At 43.6% G+C, this 24,396-nt stretch carries 22 protein-coding genes and 3 pseudogenes; 4 read left to right on the plus strand and 21 right to left on the minus strand.

Annotated features, from left to right (window positions below; translation table 11 throughout):
• Positions 1 to 7: 7 nt before the first annotated feature.
• The 17 genes and pseudogenes from AC50Y5_RS10765 to AC50Y5_RS10845 form a co-directional block, all read right to left on the minus strand.
• Positions 8 to 625 carry an ABC transporter permease gene (locus AC50Y5_RS10765; RefSeq protein ID WP_056040288.1) on the minus strand — a complete coding sequence of 206 codons (618 nt, stop codon included), beginning with the start codon at positions 623 to 625 and terminating at the stop codon, positions 8 to 10.
• Positions 622 to 1,392, minus strand: coding sequence for an ABC transporter ATP-binding protein (locus AC50Y5_RS10770; RefSeq protein WP_494860441.1), 771 nt, complete (start codon positions 1,390 to 1,392; stop codon positions 622 to 624). The genes AC50Y5_RS10765 and AC50Y5_RS10770 overlap by 4 nt, the downstream gene beginning before the upstream one ends.
• Before the next feature lie 20 nt (positions 1,393 to 1,412).
• Complete coding sequence (locus AC50Y5_RS10775; protein ID WP_494860443.1) at positions 1,413 to 2,318, minus strand: glycine betaine ABC transporter substrate-binding protein; 906 nt, start codon at positions 2,316 to 2,318, stop codon at positions 1,413 to 1,415.
• Positions 2,319 to 2,327: 9 nt separating this feature from the next.
• Entirely contained in the window at positions 2,328 to 2,984 is a 657-nt protein-coding gene (locus tag AC50Y5_RS10780; protein ID WP_494860445.1) for an ABC transporter permease, read from the minus strand.
• 148 nt (positions 2,985 to 3,132) lie between these two features.
• Positions 3,133 to 3,585, minus strand: a complete 453-nt coding sequence (locus tag AC50Y5_RS10785; protein ID WP_235533262.1) for a MarR family winged helix-turn-helix transcriptional regulator — start codon at positions 3,583 to 3,585, stop codon at positions 3,133 to 3,135.
• A 108-nt stretch (positions 3,586 to 3,693) separates the two neighbouring features.
• Positions 3,694 to 5,101: pseudogene (gene lpdA / locus AC50Y5_RS10790) on the minus strand (dihydrolipoyl dehydrogenase).
• 464 nt (positions 5,102 to 5,565) lie between these two features.
• Positions 5,566 to 6,138, minus strand: a complete 573-nt coding sequence (locus tag AC50Y5_RS10795) for a TetR/AcrR family transcriptional regulator (protein WP_494860447.1) — start codon at positions 6,136 to 6,138, stop codon at positions 5,566 to 5,568.
• A 93-nt stretch (positions 6,139 to 6,231) separates the two neighbouring features.
• Positions 6,232 to 7,254, minus strand: coding sequence for an NADP-dependent oxidoreductase (locus AC50Y5_RS10800; RefSeq protein ID WP_494860449.1), 1,023 nt, complete (start codon positions 7,252 to 7,254; stop codon positions 6,232 to 6,234).
• 7 nt (positions 7,255 to 7,261) lie between these two features.
• Positions 7,262 to 8,275, minus strand: coding sequence for an NADP-dependent oxidoreductase (locus AC50Y5_RS10805; RefSeq protein ID WP_494860451.1), 1,014 nt, complete (start codon positions 8,273 to 8,275; stop codon positions 7,262 to 7,264).
• Positions 8,276 to 8,868: 593 nt separating this feature from the next.
• Positions 8,869 to 9,948, minus strand: coding sequence for an alkene reductase (locus tag AC50Y5_RS10810; RefSeq protein ID WP_056040279.1), 1,080 nt, complete (start codon positions 9,946 to 9,948; stop codon positions 8,869 to 8,871).
• Between the two features lie 46 nt (positions 9,949 to 9,994).
• Positions 9,995 to 10,747: an SDR family NAD(P)-dependent oxidoreductase gene (locus AC50Y5_RS10815; protein WP_056040277.1), complete on the minus strand. Its 753-nt coding sequence runs from the start codon at positions 10,745 to 10,747 to the stop codon at positions 9,995 to 9,997.
• Positions 10,748 to 10,965: 218 nt separating this feature from the next.
• Positions 10,966 to 11,751: an SDR family NAD(P)-dependent oxidoreductase gene (locus AC50Y5_RS10820; RefSeq protein ID WP_056040275.1), complete on the minus strand. Its 786-nt coding sequence runs from the start codon at positions 11,749 to 11,751 to the stop codon at positions 10,966 to 10,968.
• 154 nt (positions 11,752 to 11,905) lie between these two features.
• Positions 11,906 to 12,484: a TetR/AcrR family transcriptional regulator gene (locus tag AC50Y5_RS10825; protein WP_494860454.1), complete on the minus strand. Its 579-nt coding sequence runs from the start codon at positions 12,482 to 12,484 to the stop codon at positions 11,906 to 11,908.
• 142 nt (positions 12,485 to 12,626) lie between these two features.
• Entirely contained in the window at positions 12,627 to 13,694 is a 1,068-nt protein-coding gene (locus AC50Y5_RS10830; protein WP_494860726.1) for an aldo/keto reductase, read from the minus strand.
• 32 nt (positions 13,695 to 13,726) lie between these two features.
• Positions 13,727 to 14,398 carry an SDR family NAD(P)-dependent oxidoreductase gene (locus AC50Y5_RS10835; protein WP_494860456.1) on the minus strand — a complete coding sequence of 224 codons (672 nt, stop codon included), beginning with the start codon at positions 14,396 to 14,398 and terminating at the stop codon, positions 13,727 to 13,729.
• 491 nt (positions 14,399 to 14,889) lie between these two features.
• Positions 14,890 to 17,145 (minus strand): ATP-binding cassette domain-containing protein, encoded by a 2,256-nt coding sequence (locus AC50Y5_RS10840; protein ID WP_056040269.1) that lies wholly within the window; start codon positions 17,143 to 17,145, stop codon positions 14,890 to 14,892.
• A 55-nt stretch (positions 17,146 to 17,200) separates the two neighbouring features.
• Positions 17,201 to 17,530 (minus strand): ArsR/SmtB family transcription factor, encoded by a 330-nt coding sequence (locus AC50Y5_RS10845; protein WP_056040267.1) that lies wholly within the window; start codon positions 17,528 to 17,530, stop codon positions 17,201 to 17,203.
• A 285-nt stretch (positions 17,531 to 17,815) separates the two neighbouring features.
• On the opposite strand from AC50Y5_RS10845, the pseudogene AC50Y5_RS10850 reads away from it, so the two are divergent.
• Positions 17,816 to 18,184, plus strand: a pseudogene (locus AC50Y5_RS10850) (TIM barrel protein); the annotation flags it as partial.
• On the opposite strand, the pseudogene AC50Y5_RS10855 reads toward AC50Y5_RS10850, so the two are convergent.
• Together AC50Y5_RS10855 and AC50Y5_RS10860 are read right to left on the minus strand one after the other, a co-directional pair.
• A pseudogene (locus AC50Y5_RS10855) lies at positions 18,185 to 18,345 on the minus strand (esterase); the annotation flags it as partial.
• A gap of 197 nt (positions 18,346 to 18,542) precedes the next feature.
• The gene (locus AC50Y5_RS10860) at positions 18,543 to 19,754 is read right to left on the minus strand and encodes a glycoside hydrolase family 5 protein (protein ID WP_494860458.1); all 1,212 of its coding nucleotides are present in this window, start codon (positions 19,752 to 19,754) and stop codon (positions 18,543 to 18,545) included.
• Positions 19,755 to 20,083: 329 nt separating this feature from the next.
• On the opposite strand from AC50Y5_RS10860, the gene AC50Y5_RS10865 reads away from it, so the two are divergent.
• Positions 20,084 to 21,358 (plus strand): stalk domain-containing protein, encoded by a 1,275-nt coding sequence (locus AC50Y5_RS10865; RefSeq protein ID WP_494860460.1) that lies wholly within the window; start codon positions 20,084 to 20,086, stop codon positions 21,356 to 21,358.
• A 223-nt stretch (positions 21,359 to 21,581) separates the two neighbouring features.
• Here AC50Y5_RS10865 and AC50Y5_RS10870 read toward each other — a convergent pair whose 3' ends face one another.
• Entirely contained in the window at positions 21,582 to 22,061 is a 480-nt protein-coding gene (locus AC50Y5_RS10870) for a GNAT family N-acetyltransferase (RefSeq protein ID WP_494860462.1), read from the minus strand.
• Between the two features lie 444 nt (positions 22,062 to 22,505).
• Here AC50Y5_RS10870 and AC50Y5_RS10875 point away from each other — a divergent pair, with 444 nt between their 5' ends.
• Together AC50Y5_RS10875 and AC50Y5_RS10880 are read left to right on the plus strand one after the other, a co-directional pair.
• Positions 22,506 to 23,096: an RNA polymerase sigma factor gene (locus AC50Y5_RS10875; RefSeq protein ID WP_494860464.1), complete on the plus strand. Its 591-nt coding sequence runs from the start codon at positions 22,506 to 22,508 to the stop codon at positions 23,094 to 23,096.
• Complete coding sequence (locus tag AC50Y5_RS10880) at positions 23,077 to 23,895, plus strand: DUF4367 domain-containing protein (protein WP_494860466.1); 819 nt, start codon at positions 23,077 to 23,079, stop codon at positions 23,893 to 23,895. The genes AC50Y5_RS10875 and AC50Y5_RS10880 overlap by 20 nt, the downstream gene beginning before the upstream one ends.
• Positions 23,896 to 23,933: 38 nt before the next feature.
• On the opposite strand, the gene AC50Y5_RS10885 is transcribed toward AC50Y5_RS10880, so the two are convergent.
• The gene (locus AC50Y5_RS10885; RefSeq protein ID WP_494860467.1) at positions 23,934 to 24,266 is read right to left on the minus strand and encodes a hypothetical protein; all 333 of its coding nucleotides are present in this window, start codon (positions 24,264 to 24,266) and stop codon (positions 23,934 to 23,936) included.
• Positions 24,267 to 24,396: the final 130 nt, after the last annotated feature.

Here is a 24,396-nt window from a genome sequence, read left to right on the forward strand (position 1 = left end):
ACTCACTCTAAAATTTATATATTTTCTTCTCGATTTGAATCAATAAAGCATTAGCACCGATCGCCAACCCAGCGGATAATAAGCTACCCCACAACATTTTGTTAACATTCATTGTACGAAGTCCATCGAACAAAATGCTGCCTAATCCGCCTGCGTTGATGAATGCCGCGATTGTTGCCATGCCGATCGTAGACACGACTGCAAGTCTGATTCCGGCAAAAAGTGTTTTTATGGATAACGGCAGCCTGACCTGAAACAGAACTTGTATAGGGTTCATTCCGATGCCAGCAGCTGCTTCAATAATAGACGGATCGATTTCAGTTAAACCCGCAATAAAATTGCGCAATAATAAATATTGGTTGTATATGATTAGAACGATAATGGCTGTCCCTGTTCCCAATCCAGTTACCGGAATCATAATCGCGAAAAGCGCCAGACTAGGGATGGAGTAAATGACGGAAAATCCATGAAGCAGCATTTTTGAAATGATTTTCGAAGACATGGCTGCTATCGTTAAAATCGCAGCTAGTAGAACTGAAATAATCGTAGCAGCTACTACCATTTCCAAATGTTCCAGCAGTGCCTTAACCCATTTATCAGGATGGCGTATGGCATATTCAATCAAGCCAATCCCTCCCAGAAACGTTCTTGCTCTCTCGAAGAATAAAGGAGTGACGATACGAAATCATCTGCAGGATTTTTTACAATATTGCTTGGGGTATCAAATTGACATATTCGACCTTTGTTCATGATCATGACTCTGGTTCCGAGTTTAAATGCTTCGTTGATATCATGCGTGACCAAGAGAAAGGTTTTATTTAACCCGCCATGTATTCTCAAAAGCTCATCCTGCAAATTCAACCGGTTGATCGCATCGATTGCGCCAAAGGGCTCATCCAGCAGCATAATCTTGGGATCCGTCGCCAAAGCTCGAGCCAATCCGATTCTTTGCTGCTGGCCACCTGACAACTCGGACGGATAGCGATTTCTAAATTCCTGCGGCTCTAACCCTACAAGCGATAACAACTCATCTACTCTAGTATGAATTTGAGCTTTATTCCATTTCAAAAGCTTTGGCACTACCGCGATATTCTGAGCTATGGTCATGTGTGGAAATAACCCAACCTGTTGAATGACATAACCAATACGACGTCTAGCCACTACAGGGTCAACCATTGCAATATCTTCGCCAAATAGCTTTATCGTCCCCTCATTCGGTTCATAAAGACGATTTATCATTTTTAATAAGGTTGTTTTGCCAGATCCTGAAGAGCCTAAAATCGTGACAAACTCCCCCTCTTGGATCGACAAACTCACATGATCGACCACGTAATCTCCGGAATGCGAATATTTTTTACTCACCTTATTGAACTCAATTGCTGTAAGAGACATGTTCTCCTCCATGAAACCGCTTATTTAATCGATTCGTAAAAGGCTTTGGCAACGTCTTCATATTCCTCTTTATCCACATCGACTTTGGCGTTGAGCGCTGTAATGGTATTTGTATCTAATGCCGCACTTACCTTATTGATTATTTCTGCAAGGTTAGGATTAGCGGTCAATACCGTGTTCTGAATAACGGGAGCTAAATTATAAGGCGGCCATACACGCTTATCGTCTTCTAATAAGGTAAATTCATCCTTATTCACTAATTGGCCTTCCGTTGTATAAGCTGGCGCAACATCCGCTTCATTATTCCGGAGCACTGTATATTTCAAGCTATTGTCATACACTTTCGATGATTTCCAATTCATTTTTCCATATACTCTTTCTAATGCCGGGATGCCATCCTCTCGTTGGTCCACTTCTCCTTGTGAGGCAAATCGAAGCTCGGCTGCATGCTTTTGCAAATCTGAAATGGTGGTTATACCAAGCTTTTTGGATACATCGGTACGAATAACAAGTCCCGCCCCGTCGCTCGCTTGGGAGTAATTGAGCCAGGTGATTTGAAATTGTTTGTTATATTCTTCCTTCACCGTCTTATAAACTTCATCAGGATCGGTAATGAGATCCATCTTTAGTACAGCCAATAAACCGGTGCCCGTATATTCAGGATACATATCAATTTCATGATTCACGAGCGAGGTATGAATCACGGAACCTGCAATGCTAGGGACTCTTTCCACTTGAAACCCGGCATCTTCCAAAGCTAAGGCGTACAGTTCTCCAACAATTAAATTTTCCGTGAAATCCTTTGTTCCAATGCGAATCGTTGCGCTGTTGCTTGGGTTTGCGCTATTGCCTCCGCACGCCGCTATCATGAGTGCCAATACCAAAAAGGTTAGGATAACAGTGAATGGCTTCATTTTCTTCCTCATTCTCATTCCCTACTTTCTAACAAATTTATATTTGAACAAAAACCTGTCCGTGAGATCAAGGGACAATCCAGCTGCAACCGCCAGCATGGCAACCGAGATGCCGCCAACCAACAGCAAATCCATTCGATTAAGGCCTAAGCCTGTGAAAATAATTCCTCCAAGTCCGCCCGCACCGATTTTGGCAGCCAATGTCGCACTTGCAATGATTTCGATCGTTGCCGTCTTCATTCCGGCAAGAATGATGGGTGCGGCTAGAGGGAATTTGACTTTCCATAATACTTGCCGATCTGACATACCTGCTCCATAAGCTGCTTCCAATAAAAATGGAGGAACTTTCTCTAGTCCTGCAGCAGTGTTCATAAGAATGGGAGGAGTCGCTAATAAAACTAATGCGACCATTGCGGGCCCCGTCCCTGTCCCCATAATCGGGATTAATAGCAGGAGAACGGCCAAACTCGGAATAATTCGCAAAGCTTGAAACAGGGCTACCATCCATCTTTCGTATTGCTTATGCTTCACACAAAGGTGTCCGCAAGTTATCCCAATTAATGCAGACAGCAGTAGTGCCCAAAAACTAAGCTCCAAATGCGATTTTACAGAGAACCAATAGTCCTTAGAGTGATTGAAAAAATAATCAGATAGTTGCATCCATAAATTGACGCCCAATGTGACTCCCCCTCTATCCTCGAAAAGTCATCGTATAATAGCTGCGACGTTTTACGGGGATGCTAAGCGCCCATATTTAACATAAAAGTGCTCATAAACCTATTCACTCAAGCATTTAGTTTTATATAAAACTAAATCATCAAAAAAATTAGAACTCGATCTTTCGAAGAAGTTCTATGATTTGATTTTTTTCCTCAATAGCGAACTTGCTATATATTTTGTCTATTAGGGATTCAGATATTTCTTCAAAAACTTTTCTAAGATCGTATCCTTTCTCTGTAAGAGTAAGCCGATATATACGAGTATCCTTGAGATCCTTCTCTTTGCGGATGTATCCTTTCTTCACCATCTTATCAACCAAAACGGTTACCGTTGACTTGTCTCGGTCAATTAGCTTGGATAGCTCATGCATAGTAAGGCTTTCTTGCTGATACAGTCTAAACAAGATATCACCATGTGATGGCGCAATATCCTTAATATTTCTTTCTCTTAGCTCACTTTCTATAAACCGATTACCCTGACGATGGATGCGGCCAACTAAAGATAAAATGTATGTTTCATTCATGAGCTTCATTTTAGTTTTATATAAAACTTTTGTCAAGCACCGTGCTGTTGCTTAAATCAGTCAAGCTGCAGTCAAACAGCTGTCCTACCGAGTTGTTAGAATAACGCCAGAGCTTCTGTATTCAAAACAACTATCCGTTCCGGCTTATGCTGTGTGGATCGGGTAACCGAGTGCTACTTCCGCTGCTTCAAGCACGATCTCGCCAAGTGTAGGATGCGCATGGATCGTTAGCGCGATATCTTCAAGAGTTGCACCCATTTCGATAGCAAGAGCAAGCTCAGCAATCATATTAGAAGCTTCAAGACCGACGATGTGCGCACCCAATACAAGACCGGAATCCGCATCTGATACGATTTTGACGAAGCCTTCATTAGCATTAAGCGACATTGCCCGTGCGTTAATAGCGAATGGAAATTTGCCGACCTTAACGTTAAGACCTTTGTCCATGGCTTCCTTCTCACTCAAGCCTACGCTCGCGCATTCAGGATCGGAGAAGCAGACTGCTGGCACACATTTGTAGTCAATAACGCTTGGTTGACCGGAAATTGCTTCAGCTACGACACGTCCTTCGTACATGGCTTTGTGCGCAAGCGCAGGTCCAGCAATGATATCGCCAATCGCATAAATATGAGGAATGTTTGTACGGCATTGCTCATCAACTTCAACAAGGCCACGATCGGTCATTTTAACGTTTATAAGGTCAAGACCAAGCTTGTTATCGGTATTTGGACGACGTCCAACCGTTACGAGCAAGTAGTCAGCCGTTACTTTCTCTTCTTTGTCGTCAACTGTATAGGTTACAGTTACGTCTTTATCAGTTTGTTCAGCACCTTTTGCTTGTGCGCCTGTAATGATATCAACGTTCGTGCTTTTCAGTTTCTTAGCGACGATGGATGACATATCCTTGTCAAAACCCGGTAAAATAGCGTCGGAGCCTTCGATTACCGTTATTTTTGTACCGAATTTCGAATACATCTGTCCAAGCTCGATACCTATATAACCGCCGCCTATAACGACGAGGCTCTTCGGTATTTCAGGCAAGGACAAAGCGCCTTTCGACGACACGATACGGCCGCCGAAAGGGAAAGCCTTCAGCTCGATTGGGCGGGAACCTGTAGCAATGATGCAGTTACTGAAACGGTAACGCAGCGATTCCTGATCATTAAATACGCGCGCTTCATTTTCGCTAATGAACGTTACTTCGCCTTGTAAATATTGGACTTTGTTTGCTTTAAATAGAGAAGCAACGCCGCCTGTCAATTTCTTAACGACACTGTTCTTAAATTCTTGTACCTTGCTAAAATCAACCTTGGATTCGCCTACTTCGATTCCAAAAGCAGAAGCGTGGCTGTGCGATTCATATTGATGTGACGCGGAAATAAGCGCCTTCGACGGGATACAGCCTACGTTCAAGCAAACGCCACCTACGTATTCTTTATCTACAACAAGTACATTTTGTCCAAGCTGGGCAGCACGAATAGCTGCTACATAACCGCCGGGGCCTGCGCCAATGTAGAGTGTCAATATCTTGGTAAACATCATCTACGACCATTTCTCATACTCCATAATGAATAATTCCATTTAATAATCAAGTTAGCTACTATAAATAAAAACTAGAACGTTCATTCTATATATTCCGCAAAAATCCCTCTTACATGAAGTTGAATTTGCTATACTCATCACCTCATATTAAGCGTATAATTGGATGTTGAACGCTCATTCATCAACTATTCGTATCCGTTAGTTGAATAGCTGTGGACCAGGGGGAGACTCAAGAATTCAGAAACAAACGTTCTAATAAAATGAAAAAAATACATTACCCTCGTAATCAGAGGTGAATTCACCGTTCTGCTACCCCATAGAATAAAAAGAGTCTCATCGATTTATCCAATAATTGCTCGAAATTCCATCTCCCTGTATTATAAATACATCATATATAGAACTATTGGTAAAGAATTTTTCAATTTTTTTAACTTAAGTCAGATCAGTGACTTTTAAAATCATATTTTTACCCTTTCAACCTAAAATGCTCAGCGAAGTATGAATAATACCCGATAATTTCCCTTTATCAGTTGCTGTTTTTACCATCGTACGTAATCCTAACCAAACATTTATGAAGAAATGAGAAAGGGCTTCCGGGTCAAGATGAGCTTCAATTTCACCTGTTTGTTGACTAATAAGAATGAGATTATATAACAACTTCTCTGTTTTTGAATAGCTATCTTCAACAAGGGAAGAAACTTCTGGATCTAACAAGCCCAGTTCCACACCCGAATTAACGATGAAACACCCTTGGGGTTCTCCTTCTTTCTCTATAGAGGACTCCAAAAATTGTCGAATTAATTCCTTAACCGGTTCTTGCTTTTCAACCAATAATCTCAATTTTTTGTTTTGAATAGCTTCGTATCGTTGGAGTGCCTTCATAAATAAAGCATGCTTATCTCCAAAAGTATCATAAATGCTTCTTCTGTGAATTCCCATAAAATCGACTAATTCTTGCATCGAAGTTTTCTCGTACCCTTGCATCCAAAAGAGTTGTATAGCTTTATCTAATACTTCATTGACTTCAAATTCTTTATGTCTTGCCATTTTCATCACCTCATGCATTCATTATACATTTAAGTGAATGATCAGCAAAATCAAGGGTAAAACTTGAATAAAATCAAGTTAGATTTATCAATTTTATGTTGTTGTTTCTCCCTCTTGTATAGTCATAAGAATCTTTCCTTGAGCTGTCCCTTTTGCGATTTTGGCAATAGCTTCGTTCACTTGCGAAAACGCAAATATCGAATCAATGGTTGGTTTTATGCCCGCTTCATCAATCCACTGGGCGATGTTTTTTAGTTGATTGCCATTTGGCTGAACATATAAGAAATCATAAGTTTTTCGTTGAATATGTGCCGCCATATCAAACGGCATTCCGATTGCACCAAAAAGGACTCTCTGCATCGTTGAAAATCCGCCATGTTGAATTGCAAAACGTGTATTTGGCACAGCATTCAATGATAATAATTTTCCGCCAGGTTTTAAAATACGTAATTCTTTCCTGAACTCACTTACACCACGGGTATCAATCACGTAGTCGAAATCTTCCAGCACCTCAACATAATTTTGCTTCTGATAGTCGATGAATTGGTCAGCACCAATGGATAGCGCTAAATGCCGAGATGATTCACTACCACTGACAGCTACAAAAAGCTTTTTTGATCTCGCAAATGGAATGGCGATCTGTCCGAATCCGCCTGTTCCACCAGAAATGAACAGTTTTGCCCCCGGTTTTACGTTCAGTACATTAAGTGCCTGAACAACGGTCAGAGCCGCTAGTGGAACGGCAGCACCCTCTTCAAAAGTAAGATGTTTGGGCATTTTCGCGACAATACTTGCATCAGCCACAACATATTGTGCAAACGCACCCATTGTACCTAATGGCATCAGCGCATATACTCTATCGCCCTTTTTAAATGCTGTCACCGCTTCGCCAACCGATTCAATTTCACCTGAAAGTTCATTTCCGAGTGTCAAAGGAAAATCATATTTATCAAAAACGCGCACCTTTCCAGTGATCGCTAATATAAGATGCGGGTCAACGCCTGCCACCTTTGTTTTGATTAACACTTGATGTTTGTTTATTTTTGGAATGGGCACATCGTTGATGTGTGCTTCTAGCTTTTTTGTGTAGCCGTATATTTGGACTGCTTTCATCATCTTTTCCTTAAAAATGAATAATCACCTTCCCTTTTGGACGCCCATTTGCGACTAGTTCCAGCGCTTCATTAACGTTGCCTATTGTAAATAGTGTTGGATGAATCGGTGGAACAATATTGTTTTTTTCAATGATTTCGGTAATCTCTTTTAGCTGTGCGCCGTCAGAACGAACGAAGATAAAACGGTATTCCACATCGTGTTTTTTGGCTTTATTGTCATACTTTGCACCAGCAAGAGAAAATAGCTTTTGTTTCCACCATGGCAAGTTATTGTCTTGTGCGAAACGTTTATTGGGTCCTGTACGGAGAGAGAGCAATCTTCCGCCCGGTTTAATGATTTTTAATTCATTGTCAAAATGTTCGGGTCCCAAGGTATCAATCACGTAATCGACATTCGACAACAAGTCTACATAGTTTTCTTTTGTGTAATCCAAATATTGGTCTGCACCAATTTCCAAAGTGCGTTCGCGCGTGTGCGCGTTACCGCTGACAATGACATTTAAACCCATTGCCTTTGCGATTGGGACAGCCATTTGACCAAAGCTGCCCGATCCACCAGGAATGAAAACAGATTGACCAGATTGTGCCTCAAGTTCTTCATGTAGACCTTGATACGCTGTAAGTCCAGTCAGTGCAGCAGCAGCTGCTTCCACGTAAGATAAGTTCTTTGGCATAGGGGAAATTGCGGCAGCATCAATTGCGGCATATTCCGCAAAAGCACCAATTTTTTTGAGTGGGAGACGTGTATAGATATCGTCCCCTACGTAAAAGTTAGTTACATTTTTACCCACTCTTTCTATAACACCTGCCAATTCATTACCAAGCGTTAACGGGAAATCATAATCTTGAATCAGTTTCACGCTACCTGTGATAACCAACATTTCAAGCGGATTGACCGCTGCAGCTTTGACCTTTACCAAAACCTCGTTGTCAGAAATTTTTGGAATTGGAATGTCATTGACTTGGGCATAGATTTTTTTTGAATACTTGGTGATCTGCGCTGCCTTCATGAGTGTGTTCATATTAATCAGCATCCTTCCGTTTAGTTACCTTCATTGGGTTTCTTCACCTTATTATTTTCACTTTCTAAATACCTTAATCGAAATATCGTTTCATGAACGCTATCGCTAGCTTCAGGTGCAGATGGATCAAAACACAAAAACCAGTGCTTGACAAAAGATATGAATTTATACGAAAATCCATCTATTTCCATTGTTGTAAGACCTACCCACGACTCCAGAATCATCTGGACTTGACCGCTGTAGCTGGTGTTCCCACAAGTTTTACATCGGCCTATAACGTCCGAATGCAGTAAAAGCCTAGCAGTACAACGCAATCCATGCATCAAGCACTGATTTTTAGGTTGATCCAAGAAACTATACAAATATAATATTCATTGACCTAAAGCATTTTTCTCACAACATGGATGACTCTCGGATACATTTATGGCGTACAATTTTTTAGTTGTACGCCATGTTTAAACTACTGTCCATATTGTCGTTTACGTTTAAATCTATTTTGTTATTGCCTCTTTTTCGTTATAAAAATAGAGAGTCACTTCCAGCTTCAAACTGTTTGTGAAACCTTGATATTTAGCATATAAGCTATACTATATTTACCCCTTCTGAGATTCTAATTCTTTCATCGTAGGATAATCCGTATACCCCTTGCTTCCACCACCATAAAATGTTGCAGGATCTGCTTCATTTAATGGAGTACCTGCTTTAAGCCGTTCCACAAAATCCGGATTAGCTAATGACCATACCCCAACAGGTGCCAGATCAGCAAGATCACTATCGATATCAACGCTGATATTTTCTAGTGTCCGTCCAGCACGATTCACTAACAACGGATTTGTCCATAAGGAACGAATGTTTTGAAGCAATTCATCATTTCCGAGGTGCATAATATGAAGGTAGGCTAAATTCAATTTTGCTAATTCTTTCGTCAGGTAACGATAAAGATCTGGTCCCTGTTCACCATCTTGAATCCCGCCAAGAGGGGTCCCTGGCGAAATACGGAAGCCTGTTTTCTCGGCCCCAATCTCGTCAACGATCGCTTTTGCTACTTCAATGGCGAAACGAGCACGATTTTCGATAGAGCCGCCATATTCATCCGTCCGCATATTCGAATTTTCTCCGATAAATTGGTTAATCAGATAACCATTTGCTCCATGAATTTCAACACCGTCAGCACCTGCTGCAATAGCTGCAGCCGCAGCTTTACGATAATCTGCAATGGTCGTTTGAATCTCTTCCTTACTCAACTCGCGTGGTACAGGGATATCCTGCATGCCTGTAGCCGTAAACGTTTCTACTCCTGGTGCAATTGCAGATGGTGCAACGGGCTGCCGATGATGTGGTGTATTGTCAGGATGCGACACACGACCGGCATGCATTAATTGGATATAAATATACCCTCCTGCTTCATGCACGGCATCGGTAACCTTTTTCCAGCCTGCAATATGCTTTTCCGTATAGATCCCAGGTGTCATTAAGTAACCTTGACCATCATCTGAAGGTTGTGCACCTTCCGTAATAAGAAGTCCCAGGGATGCACGTTGAGCATAATAAAGTGCAGCCAACTCTCCAGGTGTACCATCTTCTTGCGCTCGACTACGTGTCATTGGTGCCATCGCTAGTCGATGGGGCAATTCCATGTTACCGATTTTCGTTTTGCTCCATAATTTCTCCACTTTTATTCCTCCTATTCAAATGAGTTGCACGGATGTACAACTGGATTTAAAATTCTGAAATGACCGGATAGATTTGCCCTCTCAAATTGAAATCATAGTTCTGATCTACAATTCCTACCACTTCGTTGCTCTCATAAAGATCCACCATGAAGCCCGCCATTTGCTTGGCAGTATGATACTTAGGCATGTTGGCTTTGTAGTCAAAATCTTCAGCATCTATTGATTTTTTCACAAATTCTGTTTCCGTGATGGCTGGTGCTAAAACCTTCGCCTTTAACTTTGCACCTTTCAGTTCCAGTTCTTTGGCAAGCCCTTCAGTGAAGGAACTAACATAATATTTCGATGCAGAATAAGCAACACTGCCTACAGCAATAACATAGCCAAGTGCTGAGGATACGTTAATTAATTGAGTACCTTCTACATCAGCGTAATCTCTCACATATAGCGTTGTAAGGATGGTCAAGGATTCGATGTTAACACGCAGCATAGACTCCACTTTTTCAAGATTCTGTTCAGCAACAAAGGAGCCTTCACCAAGCCCTGCATTATTAATCCATGTCTCGATTTGATATTCCTTTAAATCGTTATACAGAGTATAGGCCTGATCAGTGACCGACAGGTCGCTTGTAACAATAACAACGTCTAAATCAGAACTTATTTCCTTAACTTTTGATTTAAGTTCTTCTAATTTGTCAAGTCTTCTAGCTACAATAATCAAGTTTTTTCCCTTAGCCGCAAACGCCAATGCTGTCTCATAACCTATTCCTGAACTTGCTCCTGTAATAACTGTGTACTTCATACGATTCTCTCCCTTTTATGAATCATTATTTTTAATATTGAAGAATGATCATTCTAATTTGGTAATAAAAGAACGGTTAGATCTAACTTGGACTAAGCATATCATTTTTAGAACGATCAGTAAAGTATTTTTTTATTAAGCGGCACGCATCTCCTGCTTGTTAAACCTGCTGTCAGCAGACGATTTAGCATTGCTTTGCATGTTTATAAAAAATCAGATCAGTGTCCCGTTCTGTTTTGTGTGGATCTAACCATACGAGTCACCCATTTGCGTGGCAGCAACCGCGGAATGAATGCCATTAATCGGTTTCGCGCCCCTGGTATGATGATGGTATCGCCGCGTATGAAGCCTCGATAACCTTCCTCGGCTACTTGACCAGCCTCCATAATAGCGCCGCTCTGGAACATTTTCGACTCCCCCATACCCGAACGAGCTACGAAGCCGGTAGATGTAAGTCCCGGACATAGCGCCGTTACAGTCACGCCCGTGCCACTTAGTTCGTTTTCAAGAGCCTCGGTGAACGATAGCACATATGCCTTCGTCGCGTAATAAATCGACATCATAGGTCCGGGAAAAAAAGACACCAATGAAGCCACGTTCATCACGCCCCCTTGGCCCCGATTGACCATATCTGGCAAGAACAGCTTTGTCATAATCGTCAGAGCCTTTATATTGATATCAATCATATTCATTTCTTGTTCCAAGTTCGTTTCCAAAAACGTCCCGTACAAACCGAAGCCGGCATTATTGACAAGATAGTCAACGACGATCCCCTTCTCCTTGAGCTCCGCGAAAATCCCCTCCGGTACGCCGGGTAACGTGACATCTTTAGCGATGACCGTCGCATAGGTGTCATATTTTTTTTTGTATTCTTTACTAAGTTCCACAAGCTTACTTTCACTACGCGCCACCAGCACCAAATCATATCCACCCTTGGCGAAACGATCCGCCAACTCTTTACCAATTCCACCTGATACTCCCGTGATAAGTACAGTTTTCCCCATCTTATAAGTTCACCTCTTTTTTAGTATTAACCATTCTTCAGCATTTAATAAGATTATTAATTTGAATGTTGCTTCTCCATATAAAAGACCTTTTATGGAGAGACTGCACGTACGAGAACGATCATTCTAGTAGTGGCAACAAACATTCATTTCATCATTCCTCTAAAAGCTGCATTGATATGCTGGCTATACGTTGAAGTTTCTCTCTGGGAATCGAGGTTCTTGCCATACTTCTTAATCCAACTCCAACATTATGCAGATATTCTGACAATGCCCCTGCATCATATTCAGAGCTGAATTCACCGTCTCGCTGCCCCCAAAAAATGATTTCCTTGAGCATTTGCTCTGCTGTTGTAAACGCCTCAGTAGACTTTTTATTAACATCGGCATCACGCGCTGCCAACTCAACCGCCGAATTCACCATTAAGCAGCCGGAAGGCCCGTTCTCTTCCCCATAGATCAAGATGTCAACAGCAAATTGGAGTGCTTCCGTTGCGGTCTTGGAGCTTTTAACTCCTCCTGCAAGAGAGGAGTTTATTTTACTTTCATAATGCTCCATCGCCTTTAGAAAGAGCGTATGCTTATCGCCAAATGTGTCATACAAGCTTCTGCGGTGGATTCCCATATGCTCAACCAAATCGGACATGGATGTTTTCTCGTAGCCCTGTTTCCAAAAAAGCTGCATCGCCTTATCCAATACCTCGATCTCATCAAACTCCTTGTTTCTTGACATGTCAATTCCCTCCTGTTAATAATTTAACATATCGAGAACGATCAGTAAAGAATGAACACATTACATACAGTTTAATCCTCATCAGTAGTACATCATCAGATATGAAGCTGTAGATCAAGTGAACCCATTTAGCAGCTTGATTTTATGTTTTAAAAATTGCTATCTTATTTTTTTCCCCATTGATTCTACGCTTGTCTGCTCCTAACCAATCAGGAACCCAGCCTTTTTCCATCGCATCCAGAGTCACTCCTGGTGGAACAATCGCATCTATCGCATCAAGTACATCATTGCTCAATCGAACGTCACTGCCCTTTAAAGTTTCCCGGAGCTGTTCGATCGTTCTAGCCCCTATGATGGAAGCAGTTATGGAAGGATGAGATTGTGTAAAGGCCATGGCAAGATGCGGTAAAGTTAACCCTGCTTCTTCTGCAAGTATTTGAAGCTTTGCTATGGCTTCAAATTTCGTCCGATTTTCTTCCCGATTAGGGTCGACAACAGATTTTAGGCTTCCCGCAAAGGTGGCCGCTCTTGAATCGGAGGAGGACGCTTCCCCAAATTTATATTTTCCAGTTAATAGACCACCTGAAAGCGGGCTCCAAACCAAAACACCTATTCCATATTTTGCTGTGGCAGCAAGCAAATCGAATTCAATACTTCGGTTTAAAATAGAGTACGGCGATTGCTCAGAAACAAATCGTGCTACATTTTTACGATCGCTAGTCCACTGAGCTTCTGTTACTTGCCATGCTTGAAAGTTGGACGTGCCAACGTAGCGTATCTTCCCTTCTCTGACCAGATCCGTAAGCGCATCAAGAGTTTCATCAATATCAGTGTTAACATCAGGCACGTGTAGTTGATATAAATCGATATAATCGGTTTGAAGTCTTCGCAAACTATCTTCTACAGCTCGTTTGATCCAATATTTTGAACTTCCTGATTGATTGGGCCCACTGCCCATGGGAAAACCACCTTTAGTGGCCAGAAGGATATCCTCCCTGCGGCCTTTTAGGAGTTCACCTAATATTTCTTCTGCTTGACCACTTGAGTAGACATCTGCTGTATCGATCAGATTGACTCCTGCAGCCAGAGCTTCATCCAGAATAGGTTCACATTCTTTCTTTGTGTTGTTTCCCCAAAAACCAAATGTGCCTGTACCTAATACAAAACTGCTTACTTTAAGACCTGTACTGCCTAATACGCGATATTCCATATTCACTCATTCCCTTCTATACGTGCAATAATTTATAAAACGTGCATGATACCCTTAGGAAAAGTTTCTTCCACCGCGCCTCTTTGTTCATACAAGTTGTACCAGGCTTCCGCTACTTGATCTGGATCAAAGCCTGTACCTTTCTTAATCAAAGGACTAATGGATAAATGACCAACAAATACTCCGAGAGGAAGCAAGCGTTCGTGTAAATTAAGGATATAGTTTCGCAAGCCTGACATGGCGATACCTGAACTGCCGAACATGGGGCTTGGACTCATAGCGGAGAGATCGCTTGTAAATAAAAGTGTCCCCTCTCCTCGTTCAATCATATCTGGAATGATTTGTCTTGCCGTATTAATGGCTCCGATGACCACGTTGTTAAAAATGTGAAGAACGCTCTCATCAGTGGTATCAAGAACAGGTGTCACAGGAACATTTCCGCTATGCGGACTAAACTCCACAACATCAATGGTACCGAATGTATTCTTGATTTGTTGAAAAGCCCTGGTAAGCTGCATTTTGTTTGTAACATCAGCAGCAAAACCTTGCGCTTCAATCCCCATTCTATTTAGCTCCGCAGCATAATGATCCAACTTCTCCTGCGTTCTGGAAACCATAGCTATACGGAATCCGCGTCTTCCAAAAGTCTTAGCCAATGAGAAACCAAGACCAGGTCCAGCACCAATTATCGCAATTGTTTTCAACTACTAACCTCCTCCTTGTTTATATTCCTTTAAAAATTCAAGAACGATAATTCTAAAAAAGGTTCAAATAGCTATTCCAAACAGGGATGCAACTGCGTGCTCTTTCTACTATTCACTTCTTGCCGTTGTATTTCCCTTGCTTGCATCATCAGTATAACATATCTAGAACGATCGGTAAAGAATTGATTTTTACAATGTTTTTTCATCAGAAATGCTAACAATTAACGTTTGTCTCTAAGGAGTACTTGAACAAATCTTGTCAAATAACCGATTGAGATACTTTATGACCAAATTATCAACCGTTCAAATTTAGAGACTGGCAGTAGATGCCGTTAAAAGTGAAGCTAATCAACCATCAGTTACTAAAGCTAAAGGCTGCCGATTTTGCTGGCAGCCCTGGTTGAGCATATGAAAATTTAACCTTTAGTATATTTTCCTTGTCACGCTAAGAAATTATGAATTCCACACATTACGAAAGTGGATTTCATGCCTTACATCAAGTATTTTCCCGTAATCGACTGCTCCGCATTGATGATCTGCGGAGGTGTGCCCTCGAACACCACCTGGCCGCCCTTGCTGCCTCCGTCCGGTCCCATATCGATGATCCAATCCGCTTGGCTGATCACATCGAGGTTGTGTTCAATGACGATTACCGTATTGCCGGCATCCACGAGGCGGTTCATAATCTCCAGAAGAAGACCGATATCTGACATATGCAGACCTGTCGTCGGCTCGTCCAGTACGTAGATGCTGCCCTGCTTATGCAGCTCGCTTGCCAGCTTGATGCGCTGGCATTCCCCGCCCGAGAGCGTGCTGAGCGGTTGGCCAAGTGTTATATAGTTCAGCCCCACATCGCTCATCGCCTGCAGCTTGCGTACAACGACTTTTAGCTCGAAAAAATCCAATGCCTGCTCCACAGTCATTTCCAGCACTTCTGCAATGGACTTGCCGTTCAGCTTGTACGCGAGCACCTCTTCCTTGAACCGTCTGCCTCCACATACTTCGCACGGCAGCTTTACGCTGTCGAGAAATGCAAGGTCTGTATATACAACACCGAGCCCTTGGCAGTTCTCGCAGGCCCCCTTGGAGTTGAAGCTGAACAAACCTGGGCTTACCTTGTTCGCGGAAGCAAACGCCTTGCGCACATCATCCATAATACCCGTGTAGGTCGCGGGATTCGAGCGCGTTGACACGCCTACCGCCGATTGATCGATGACGATCGCATCCAGATGCTGGCTGAGGAACACTTCATTAATCAGCGTGCTTTTGCCCGAACCGGCGACACCTGTAACTACCGTCAGTACGCCGGTTGGAATATCTACACTCACGTTTCGCAAGTTGTGCAGTATGGCATTCTTGATAGACAGCTTGCCAGATGGCTGCCTGCAATCATGCTTCAGCTGGAGCGGCCGCTTCATATGGGTGCCTGTCAATGTACCTGCCTCCAGCAGACCTTGGAAGCTTCCTTCATATACGATGTTACCGCCGCGGCTGCCGGCGTGTGGCCCAACGTCGACAATATGATCTGCGAGCTTAATTACATCGGGATCATGCTCGACGACGATGACGCTATTGCCCTTGTCGCGGAGCTTTTGCAATAGCTCATTTAACTGGTGCACATCGCGGGGGTGCAAGCCAACACTCGGCTCATCAAAAATGTAAGTGACGTCCACCAGACTGCCGCTCAGATGCTTAACCATCTTTACGCGCTGCGACTCGCCACCGGACAAAGTATCCGTCTCACGGTCCAATGTCAAGTAGTCAAGTCCGATATCCACCAGATGCTGCAGCCGCTCTGTCAGCGACTTAATGACCGGCGCGGCAACAGGTTCGTCAATCTCCCGTATGACGCGGATGAGCTGTCCGACCTCCATCGAGGACAGTTCTGCAATATTGAGTCCATTGATCCTGCAATTGAGTGCAGCCTGACTAAGCCTCGCGCCGCGGCAGCTGGAGCAGGGGCCCTCGGAGATGTACGGCGCAACAGTCTGTTGTGTACGCTCGGACTTCGTCTTCACATCCTGCTTAATGTACTTGTTGGTGAACTTCTCAATGATGCCTTCCAGTGTAATGTTCATTGCCTTGCCGGCGAACTGCATTTCTACTTTTCCCGCCTTGGCGTACAGCAGCTGCTCCAGTTCCTCATCCGAATAATCGCTCAGCTTCTTGTCGGCATCGAAGAACCCCGTCTGCATGATCAAGTTCCAATCCCAGCCGTTCACCGAATAGCCCGGCAGCAAAATTGCCCCTTCATTCAACGACTTTGACATATCCACCGCCTTGCTCATGTCGACGCCCAGCCTGCGACCGAGCCCATTGCACTCCGGACACATGCCTTGCGGATCGTTAAATGAGAACATATTGGCTTGTCCAATATAAGGCTGACCCACTCGGGAGAAAAGTAGACGAAGAATGGGAGATATATCGGTAATCGTACCCATTGTGGAATGGGAACCGCCGCCAAGCCGCTTCTGATCCACAATTACAGCCATGCTCAGATTCTCGATTCCGTCCGTATCCGGCTGTGGAACACGGGGCAGAAAATTGCGCACGAACATGCTGAAGTTCTCATTCAGCAACCGGGTGGATTCTGCGGCGATTGTATCGAAGACGATCGATGATTTGCCAGATCCGGATACCCCGGTGAAAATCGTGATCTTCCGCTTGGGAATGCGCAAGGAAACGTTCTTGAGATTGTTTTCTCTCGCTCCCGAGATTACGATATACTCCTGATTAGATTCGCTCATGCTTTACATCCTTCCGATCGTGTTAATGGGGTGGGTCCATAATTTAATGTAAAACTCATTCTTCTTCCTCATCAAATAGTTCGTTCAAGCGCAACATATTCGTACTCCAAAACTTGCTGTAGAAACCTACCCAATCTTGAATTTCTCTGAGTGGAGAGGCGTTTAGCCTAAATCGTGTTTCTCTGCCGACTTTTCGATCAAGCACTAGCCCAGCCTCTTTAAGGATTGTCAAATGCTTGGATACGGCTGTTCGCCCCATTTGAAACTTTGCCGTTAACTCATGAAGCGGTACCTCGTCTGTTTCTGCTAACAGCTGAATCAGTCGGCGTCTAGTTGGATCTGCAATCGCGTCAAACACATCCCGCATCGGGTTGTTCTCGCTCACAACACCCTCTCCTAAAAATTATTACCAAGGGACAACCGATAATTTCACAACCTTCTTAAATGATACGGCTCTTCGGATGTAGCGCCCACGAGGCGAGAATTATTAATTCGACACCATTTAGTGTCACTTGGATAATAGGTCACCATTTGGTGTCGTGTTAACAACAATTTTTAACTCCATTTATGTTGAATGTCAGGATAATCCAGTCCCTCGAATAATGCTAAATAGTCAAGGGCAGACTTCTTTTAACTTGCTCTGCAAGATTATTAAACGGAGGCCATCTGCATGCTAATCGGCAGTCATGTATCTATGGGTGGCAAAACGATGCTGCTAAGAGCAAGTGAAGAGGCTGCATCCTATGGTGCTAATACATTTTTGATATATACAGGAGCTCCTCAAAATAGTAAAAGAAAGCCCATAGCAGCCTATAATATTTCAGCGGGCCATGCACATATGAAGGAACATGGCATTAGCCATATCGTTGTTCATGCCCCTTTCCTGGTCAATTTGGCTAATACGATTAACAGTAAAGTATTTGAACACAGCGTATCATTTATGTGTGACGAATTAGAACGGACAGAAGCTCTAGGCTCAGATCAGATTGTTATGCATCCGGGGAGCCATGTCGGGGCAGGAGTGGATTTGGGACTACAGATCAATCGCAAATAACTCATTACTGGACCAGCCCTGACTGCGCAAATAACTCTCAATGTAAGTGAAATTGCTATCCGAACCTCCCAATCCGTGCACGAATACGACAGCGTGCGTGCTGTGGCCGCAGAAGCCTTCGAACTTGGCTCTATACCAGATGGAATATAAATGAATCGTTAGTCTCATTTTTTTAACATCAGAATCGGGATAAATATAGTTAATATGACGTGAAAGGAATGAAATAGATGCAAAATTCATTCTCAGATTAGGGAAATATTTATATCATTGAAATAAAAAAAGCCACCCTTCAGGTGACTTCCTCTGTCCATCCTATTAACCGCTATTCTTATCTCTTCATCTGCTAGGCTTCCGCTTGCAGCCATTCGGATGCCAGACCTGCTGTCTGCTTCGAAGTGGCCGACTTAGTAGCGCCGTTCACAGGCTTCATGATTCTGGCAAGCATTTTCTGCTTAGGCTTATTCCATGTCTGCCAATCGTCTAACAACAGTCCGCCGGTATCTCCACTGTTCGGATTGAGGCTCCAGTAGGTCCAATACAGATCATTCTGCCCGATGTAGTCGACAAGAGCATTTTGCCACTTGCCCTCCTTCGATGTTGAATCGACATTGCGGCCGCCGAACTCCCCGAGCAGTATAGGTGCGATTTTTTCCTTATGAATATAGCCCCAATTAGCATCCCATACGCCAGACAGATTCGCGGGAAATGTCCGATCTGCGAACCACGGCTGCGACGAAACGCCTGGGCCATAATCGTGCGGTGAGTAAACGAGCTGGTTAGGCACTTTCAGCCGGACTGGATATTTGCGAACCCCCAACAGATTGCCGCCCCACCAATAGGAGCCGCTCTGACCTTTTACATTCGCGTCTACCCCTTCCACAATGATCAGCCAGTCCGGATTGACAGCGAGAATCGCATTGCCCGCCCGCTCCGCAGCCAACCGCCAATCGCTGTCTGAATCGCCGCAGCCCCAGCATACGGAACCGTGCGGCTCATTATGCAAATCGGCGCCGATTACCGTGTCGTTGGCCAGGTAACGCTTTGCCAGCATCGTCCAATCTTTTATCCATGTTTTTTCCGGTACCGCTTGTGTATACCATCGCTCCGCTTGCTCCGAGGCCTGTGGGCGGTGACGGTCAAGAATGATTTTCATACCGCGCTTTTCCGCCTTCTGAACAAGCTTATCCAGCAGCTGGAGCGGCGTCAGACCCTTTAGGTCGGGATTTTTCACATAGTCGATCCCGCTTGGTTTTTTACCAGGAAGCAGCATTTCGTTCGTATAAGGAATACGCAGCAAATTGTAGCCTTCTTTTGCAAGCTGGTCCAGCATGCTGTCCAATGATCGCGTCCACAAGCCATGGGGTGAAAAATTGCCTGTCTCGAATCCAAACCAGTTCACCCCGTTGAAACTAGCCGGTTTGCCCTCGGCATCGACGATTTGATTGCCTGACGTGTGGTAATAACTCAAGGACGTTGCGGGCTTGCCAGCAGCAGTAGCCCCGGTGCTCGAGATAAGCACAGCCACCAGCAACAGGCACGTTCCTATCCATTTCATCCAATCCTCCCTTTCTATTATCCAGAATTAACCTTAACGCGCAGCGTGCAGCCTCGCAGGTATATCGCACCTGACATGACCCACTCTTGGAATATATCGGATAAATAGTGTAGTTGCTGCAGCTTAATTGCATTAAACCCTCTTTTTCTTAGCGGTTCTCGGAAATCCCCCTCAATATCACCCTTCTCTACTTTATGTATATGACTTCTTTTAATTGGAACTATATAAAAATTTTGCTATACTAACAGATGCTAGATTTATGCTCTATGAATTGAAATTCTACTTTTTCTACTTTTACTAGTATCCAATGAGAAGGAGGAAAACAAGTTATGTTAATAAAAAAAGCAGGAAAAACAGTTGCCGCCACCCTTCTTGCCTTATCCTTGATCGGTACTGCTCCAAATATCGGTGATGTCTACGCAGCACCTGCAATATCGGTCACGCTGGATAATGTTCTACTGCCATTTGATGCAGCACCGCGGATAGACAAAGGGGTTACTTATGTCCCCTTCCGGACGGTTGGAGAGGCTCTTGGAATCCAAATCACTTGGAACAGCAAGACACAAACGGTCAAAGCGGCAGGCAGTCTTAAAGGGGAAATAACGGAGGTACTTCTTCAAGTGGGGAGCACTACGGCTACCGTCAACGAGAAAAAAGTGAAGCTGGCTGCAGCGCCGATTCAACTAGAAGGCCGTGTGCTTATCCCGCTCAGTTCGTTCAGCAGCCAATTCGGTGTCGCTGTGGCCTGGAATCAAACAACACGCACGGTTTCCCTTCTATCACCACAACGCGAAATGCATTTGAGAGCCTTCTATGCCCTGCAATCTTTTCAGGAAAGAGATCTGGTTTCATCCATGAATTCTGTAGCTTTTGGGTGGAGCCGCATCGATCGCGAAGGCCAGTTTACCCTGCAAGGTGACGAGTACCGACTGCCTGCTGCGGCAGGTGACGTTACGCCTCAATCCATTGTGGCGGATGCAGCGAATCAGGACATCAAACCGTACCTTATGGTTTATGCTTTAGACGGGAACGGTGAACTAACCAAGGTTTTGAGTGACAGCAGCTTGCGCCAGAAGTCTATACAGGGCATAACGGATTCCGTTGCGGAGAACGGTTTTGGCGGGATTGTTCTTGATTTTGAGGGGTTGGGATATAAGCTGGATGCTTTGCAACAGCAGAAGCTGCTAAACGATTACGTTAAGCAGTTGAAAAATTCCTTGCCTAAGGATATCTCCTTATCTTTAGCAGTGCCACCATTGAATAGCGCCTATAAAGGCTACGATTATAAGACTCTCGCTTCCATTGCAGATGATCTTATCATTATGGCTTATCAGTTTAATCCGATTGGGACCAAATCACAGGTACCCGAACCTAATAGTCTTGTAGATGAGGCGATTCAACTTGCACTGGATGCTGGTGCGCCTAAGGAAAAGCTCCTGCTTGGCATCAGCCTAAGCAGTGAAACGCCCTCTTCCATCAAAGATAAGCTAGGTCTTGCCAAGCGTTATGATTTGAAAGGAGCGGCCTTCTGGCGTCTAGGTTTATTCCGTGCCTATAACGACCAGATGGAAAGCGCTGTGAATACTTCGGTTTTAAAAGAGTAAACTTATCAAAATGCCCTAGTTCCTAAATTTCTATTTAATCATCTGCCATTCATTGAACCGAATCTCCTGACACGCTCATTTGCAACATTGGAATCAAATGATTCCCCAAAATGCTTGAGTGAACAAAGGAAATATCGGTTCAATTCCTTTAGGTGGAGACAGGCTAGCACAGCAGCAAGCGGCTGCGTTCCATGCATCAACATAATTTAACCGAATATAGGGGCTATATGAGATTAACCGGCTTGAGCACGAGATCTTTTTGAAACGCGAGTACCTCATCCCAATCCCCATGAAAAACCGGTATCCGGTAGTACCCTACTCTTTCATAAAGCGCCGCCGCTTCAGGCTGCTTGGGACCTGTCTGCAGCTTCAGATTGCTGTAGGCAAATTCGAGCGCAAGACGCTCCGCTTCAGCCATAATTGCCTGAGCAACACCCTTCCGGCGGAAATCTGAACGTGTGTATACGCGCTTGACCTCCACTGATGTTTCATCAAGGGGCCTGATTGCCCCGCAGCCTACAGGATACCCATCCAGACGGGCAACAATAAAGGCTGATCGCGGTGCCTCCACGTCGGATAGCTGGAATCCTGCTGTCCCATCACCGCCATATAACAATCCTAGTTCTTCGCTTAGCTCCTTAATTAATTGCTCGGAATCCTTGCTTCGTACATCTTCAGCAGCAGCAACCACAATCGATGGCATATTAAAAACCCCTTTATCTCATTGGATTTATTGGTTTTAAAGTGTTTTATATAAATTATCATGAACGATCCTAAGCGTCAATTACTCCATCGATTGAATTTTTCGATAAGTATTTCATGAAAAGCTATAATCATCTGCCAAATCAATCCCATTCATTTGAATGATACATTTTTTCAAGTTATAACACGCAACAGATTTGCGGAAAATACGGGAACTGTTTGCGGTGCTATATCCAAATAAAAGAATTATACTAAATAAAAATAGATCGTACTTGAGAGCAGTTCTATATCGAATACAAAAAAACAAAATTGGAATATAACGGAACTTAATTTCCGATTCATAATTGAAAATGATTTGTATGTATGTCATACATATTGCAGGAATATCGTCTATTGGTTTTCGTCAATCTAAGGCTTTTCCTACGCATAAAAATGAGGTGTTTACTTGACAAGCAAGCTATTATTGCTGATTTCTCCCGATTTTAGTAAACTAGGGTCAACGATCCAAGAAGAGGTTTTCAAAGATTTTTATCATTTAACTTACGGTCCAATCATGTATATGGTCAAGGATCACAGCGCGGCGGAGGATATTATTCAGGAGGTCTTTTATAAATCCATCTCCCATACGCCACAAGTTCTGGATGAAAGGCAGTTAGTAGCATGGATCAGAGTTTTAGTGAAAAATAAAACGCTAAATTATTTGCGAAAACACAAAAAAATTCGTAACGAAGTAGAGCTGGAAAGTGTTTTTATTGAGACGGGTGCTATGCAGTCCCCTTATTCTGCGACGGTGGAGTGCGAGGTCGAGGCGAAGCTGCTGGAAGAGGAATTAATAACGTGCATGCTGGAAATGAAACCGGAATACCGTCTCTTAATTGAGCTTAAGTGGAAGCGACAGTTCTCTTACCGGGAAATAGCTGAACATTTAAACTCGACAGAGGATATTATCCGCCAGAAGCTGTACCGGGCTCGTAAAGCACTGAAAGACAAATGGGATAAGAAACGAGGTGATGCTGATGGAGGACGAAGAAAATGATCCGTTATTTGAGAAGGCCTTCGAGAAGGCTATCCAGCAAATGCCGCCAGCCTTTCATTCTACCCATCACAACTCATGGCAAATAACGCAAAAAAAATTAAAAGCACTTAACCGCAGAAAGCGTCGAAATCGAGCTCTATCCTATGTCGCCCTAATAACGGCATCCATTATGATTGGATCCTTCCTGTTCGGGACTCCAGCAAAGACCAAGGCCTTTAGCCCTATATATCAATCGATCGTCGAGCTGCCTGGCCAAATGATTTCGTTCTTCTTCGGAAATCAGGATAAAAGCGATAAAGGAGCGAAGACTATCCCTCCTGAAGAACGGGATACCTCGCATGACGAAAGCAACAATGAATCATCTATACATCCCCTTTCAGGGCAAGAGTCTCATACGATATCGGTTATGGAGGATGAGGTCAATAATAAGCTTACCTTTACACCTCCCTCCTTTCCTCAACTGCCAGAGGGCTATCAATTAAGCCGGATAGATATTTCCGTACAGCCCAACGATGCTAAGTCCAATGAAGTGCTGTATGTATTTAAAAATGAAGAAGCAAAACTGCTTAGAGTCAACTTGCAGCAATTGGAGTCGGGCTCCGTAGTCGGCTCGCTTGCAAGTGCAGCTAGCTCCACCGTAGAGAACATTCCACTTCAGCGCGGTAAAGGTTATTTAACCAGCATGCCGAATGAAACAAAAAAGCTGGAATTCATGTTAGCTAATCTCTATATTCATATCGTTGGCAATCTCTCCAAAGCTGATTTAATCGCATTTGCTGAATCGATGAACCAAAAATAAAACAGGGGCTCCGCACAGCCGGCCCCTGTTTTATTTTTTTATGACACAAGAATATGTTCGCTTGTCACTTGGCCCTGCTCATAGTTGCCGTTTTCAATGACCCAATGGATGGTACGTACACGATAGTAGTAACCGCTATCTGCGCTCATCGTCACAGAACTGCTAAAAGTATCTTTATTCAAATCGCTTCTGTTCACGCCTGTTCCGTGGGTCACCCATTCCATCCCCGTCCATCTCTCCAAATAGAATGTAATTCCGAGGCTATCAAGCTGATAATAGCCATATGTATAACCTGAGAGCGTCACAGCTTGATTATTCACCTTAGTAATGCGGTTTGTTCCATCAAGCAAGTAAATATGACTTGGATTCATAAAACCCTTCAATGATAATGTTGAAGGTGGTGGTGCCGTAAGCGCAATGCCTTTGCTTATGGTCGGTGCCGCATAGGTGGTAGTCGAAAATAATAAACTGGCAATAATCATTATTCCCATAGCAGCTTTC

The organism is Paenibacillus sp. JT22N7, from assembly GCF_059383875.1.

Coding starts and splice junctions, on each gene's coding strand:
- AC50Y5_RS10770 (WP_494860441.1), bottom strand. CDS start 1,392: ATGTCTCTTACAGCAATTGAGTTCAATAAGGTGAGTAAAAAATATTCG.
- AC50Y5_RS10775 (WP_494860443.1), bottom strand. CDS start 2,318: ATGAGGAAGAAAATGAAGCCATTCACTGTTATCCTAACCTTTTTGGTA.
- AC50Y5_RS10795 (WP_494860447.1), bottom strand. CDS start 6,138: ATGGCAAGACATAAAGAATTTGAAGTCAATGAAGTATTAGATAAAGCT.
- AC50Y5_RS10800 (WP_494860449.1), bottom strand. CDS start 7,254: ATGATGAAAGCAGTCCAAATATACGGCTACACAAAAAAGCTAGAAGCA.
- AC50Y5_RS10805 (WP_494860451.1), bottom strand. CDS start 8,275: ATGAACACACTCATGAAGGCAGCGCAGATCACCAAGTATTCAAAAAAA.
- AC50Y5_RS10815 (WP_056040277.1), bottom strand. CDS start 10,747: ATGAAGTACACAGTTATTACAGGAGCAAGTTCAGGAATAGGTTATGAG.
- AC50Y5_RS10820 (WP_056040275.1), bottom strand. CDS start 11,751: ATGGGGAAAACTGTACTTATCACGGGAGTATCAGGTGGAATTGGTAAA.
- AC50Y5_RS10825 (WP_494860454.1), bottom strand. CDS start 12,484: ATGTCAAGAAACAAGGAGTTTGATGAGATCGAGGTATTGGATAAGGCG.
- AC50Y5_RS10830 (WP_494860726.1), bottom strand. CDS start 13,694: ATGGAATATCGCGTATTAGGCAGTACAGGTCTTAAAGTAAGCAGTTTT.
- AC50Y5_RS10840 (WP_056040269.1), bottom strand. CDS start 17,145: ATGAGCGAATCTAATCAGGAGTATATCGTAATCTCGGGAGCGAGAGAA.
- AC50Y5_RS10860 (WP_494860458.1), bottom strand. CDS start 19,754: ATGAAATGGATAGGAACGTGCCTGTTGCTGGTGGCTGTGCTTATCTCG.
- AC50Y5_RS10865 (WP_494860460.1), top strand. CDS start 20,084: ATGTTAATAAAAAAAGCAGGAAAAACAGTTGCCGCCACCCTTCTTGCC.
- AC50Y5_RS10870 (WP_494860462.1), bottom strand. CDS start 22,061: ATGCCATCGATTGTGGTTGCTGCTGCTGAAGATGTACGAAGCAAGGAT.
- AC50Y5_RS10880 (WP_494860466.1), top strand. CDS start 23,077: ATGGAGGACGAAGAAAATGATCCGTTATTTGAGAAGGCCTTCGAGAAG.
- AC50Y5_RS10885 (WP_494860467.1), bottom strand. CDS start 24,266: ATGAATCCAAGTCATATTTACTTGCTTGATGGAACAAACCGCATTACT.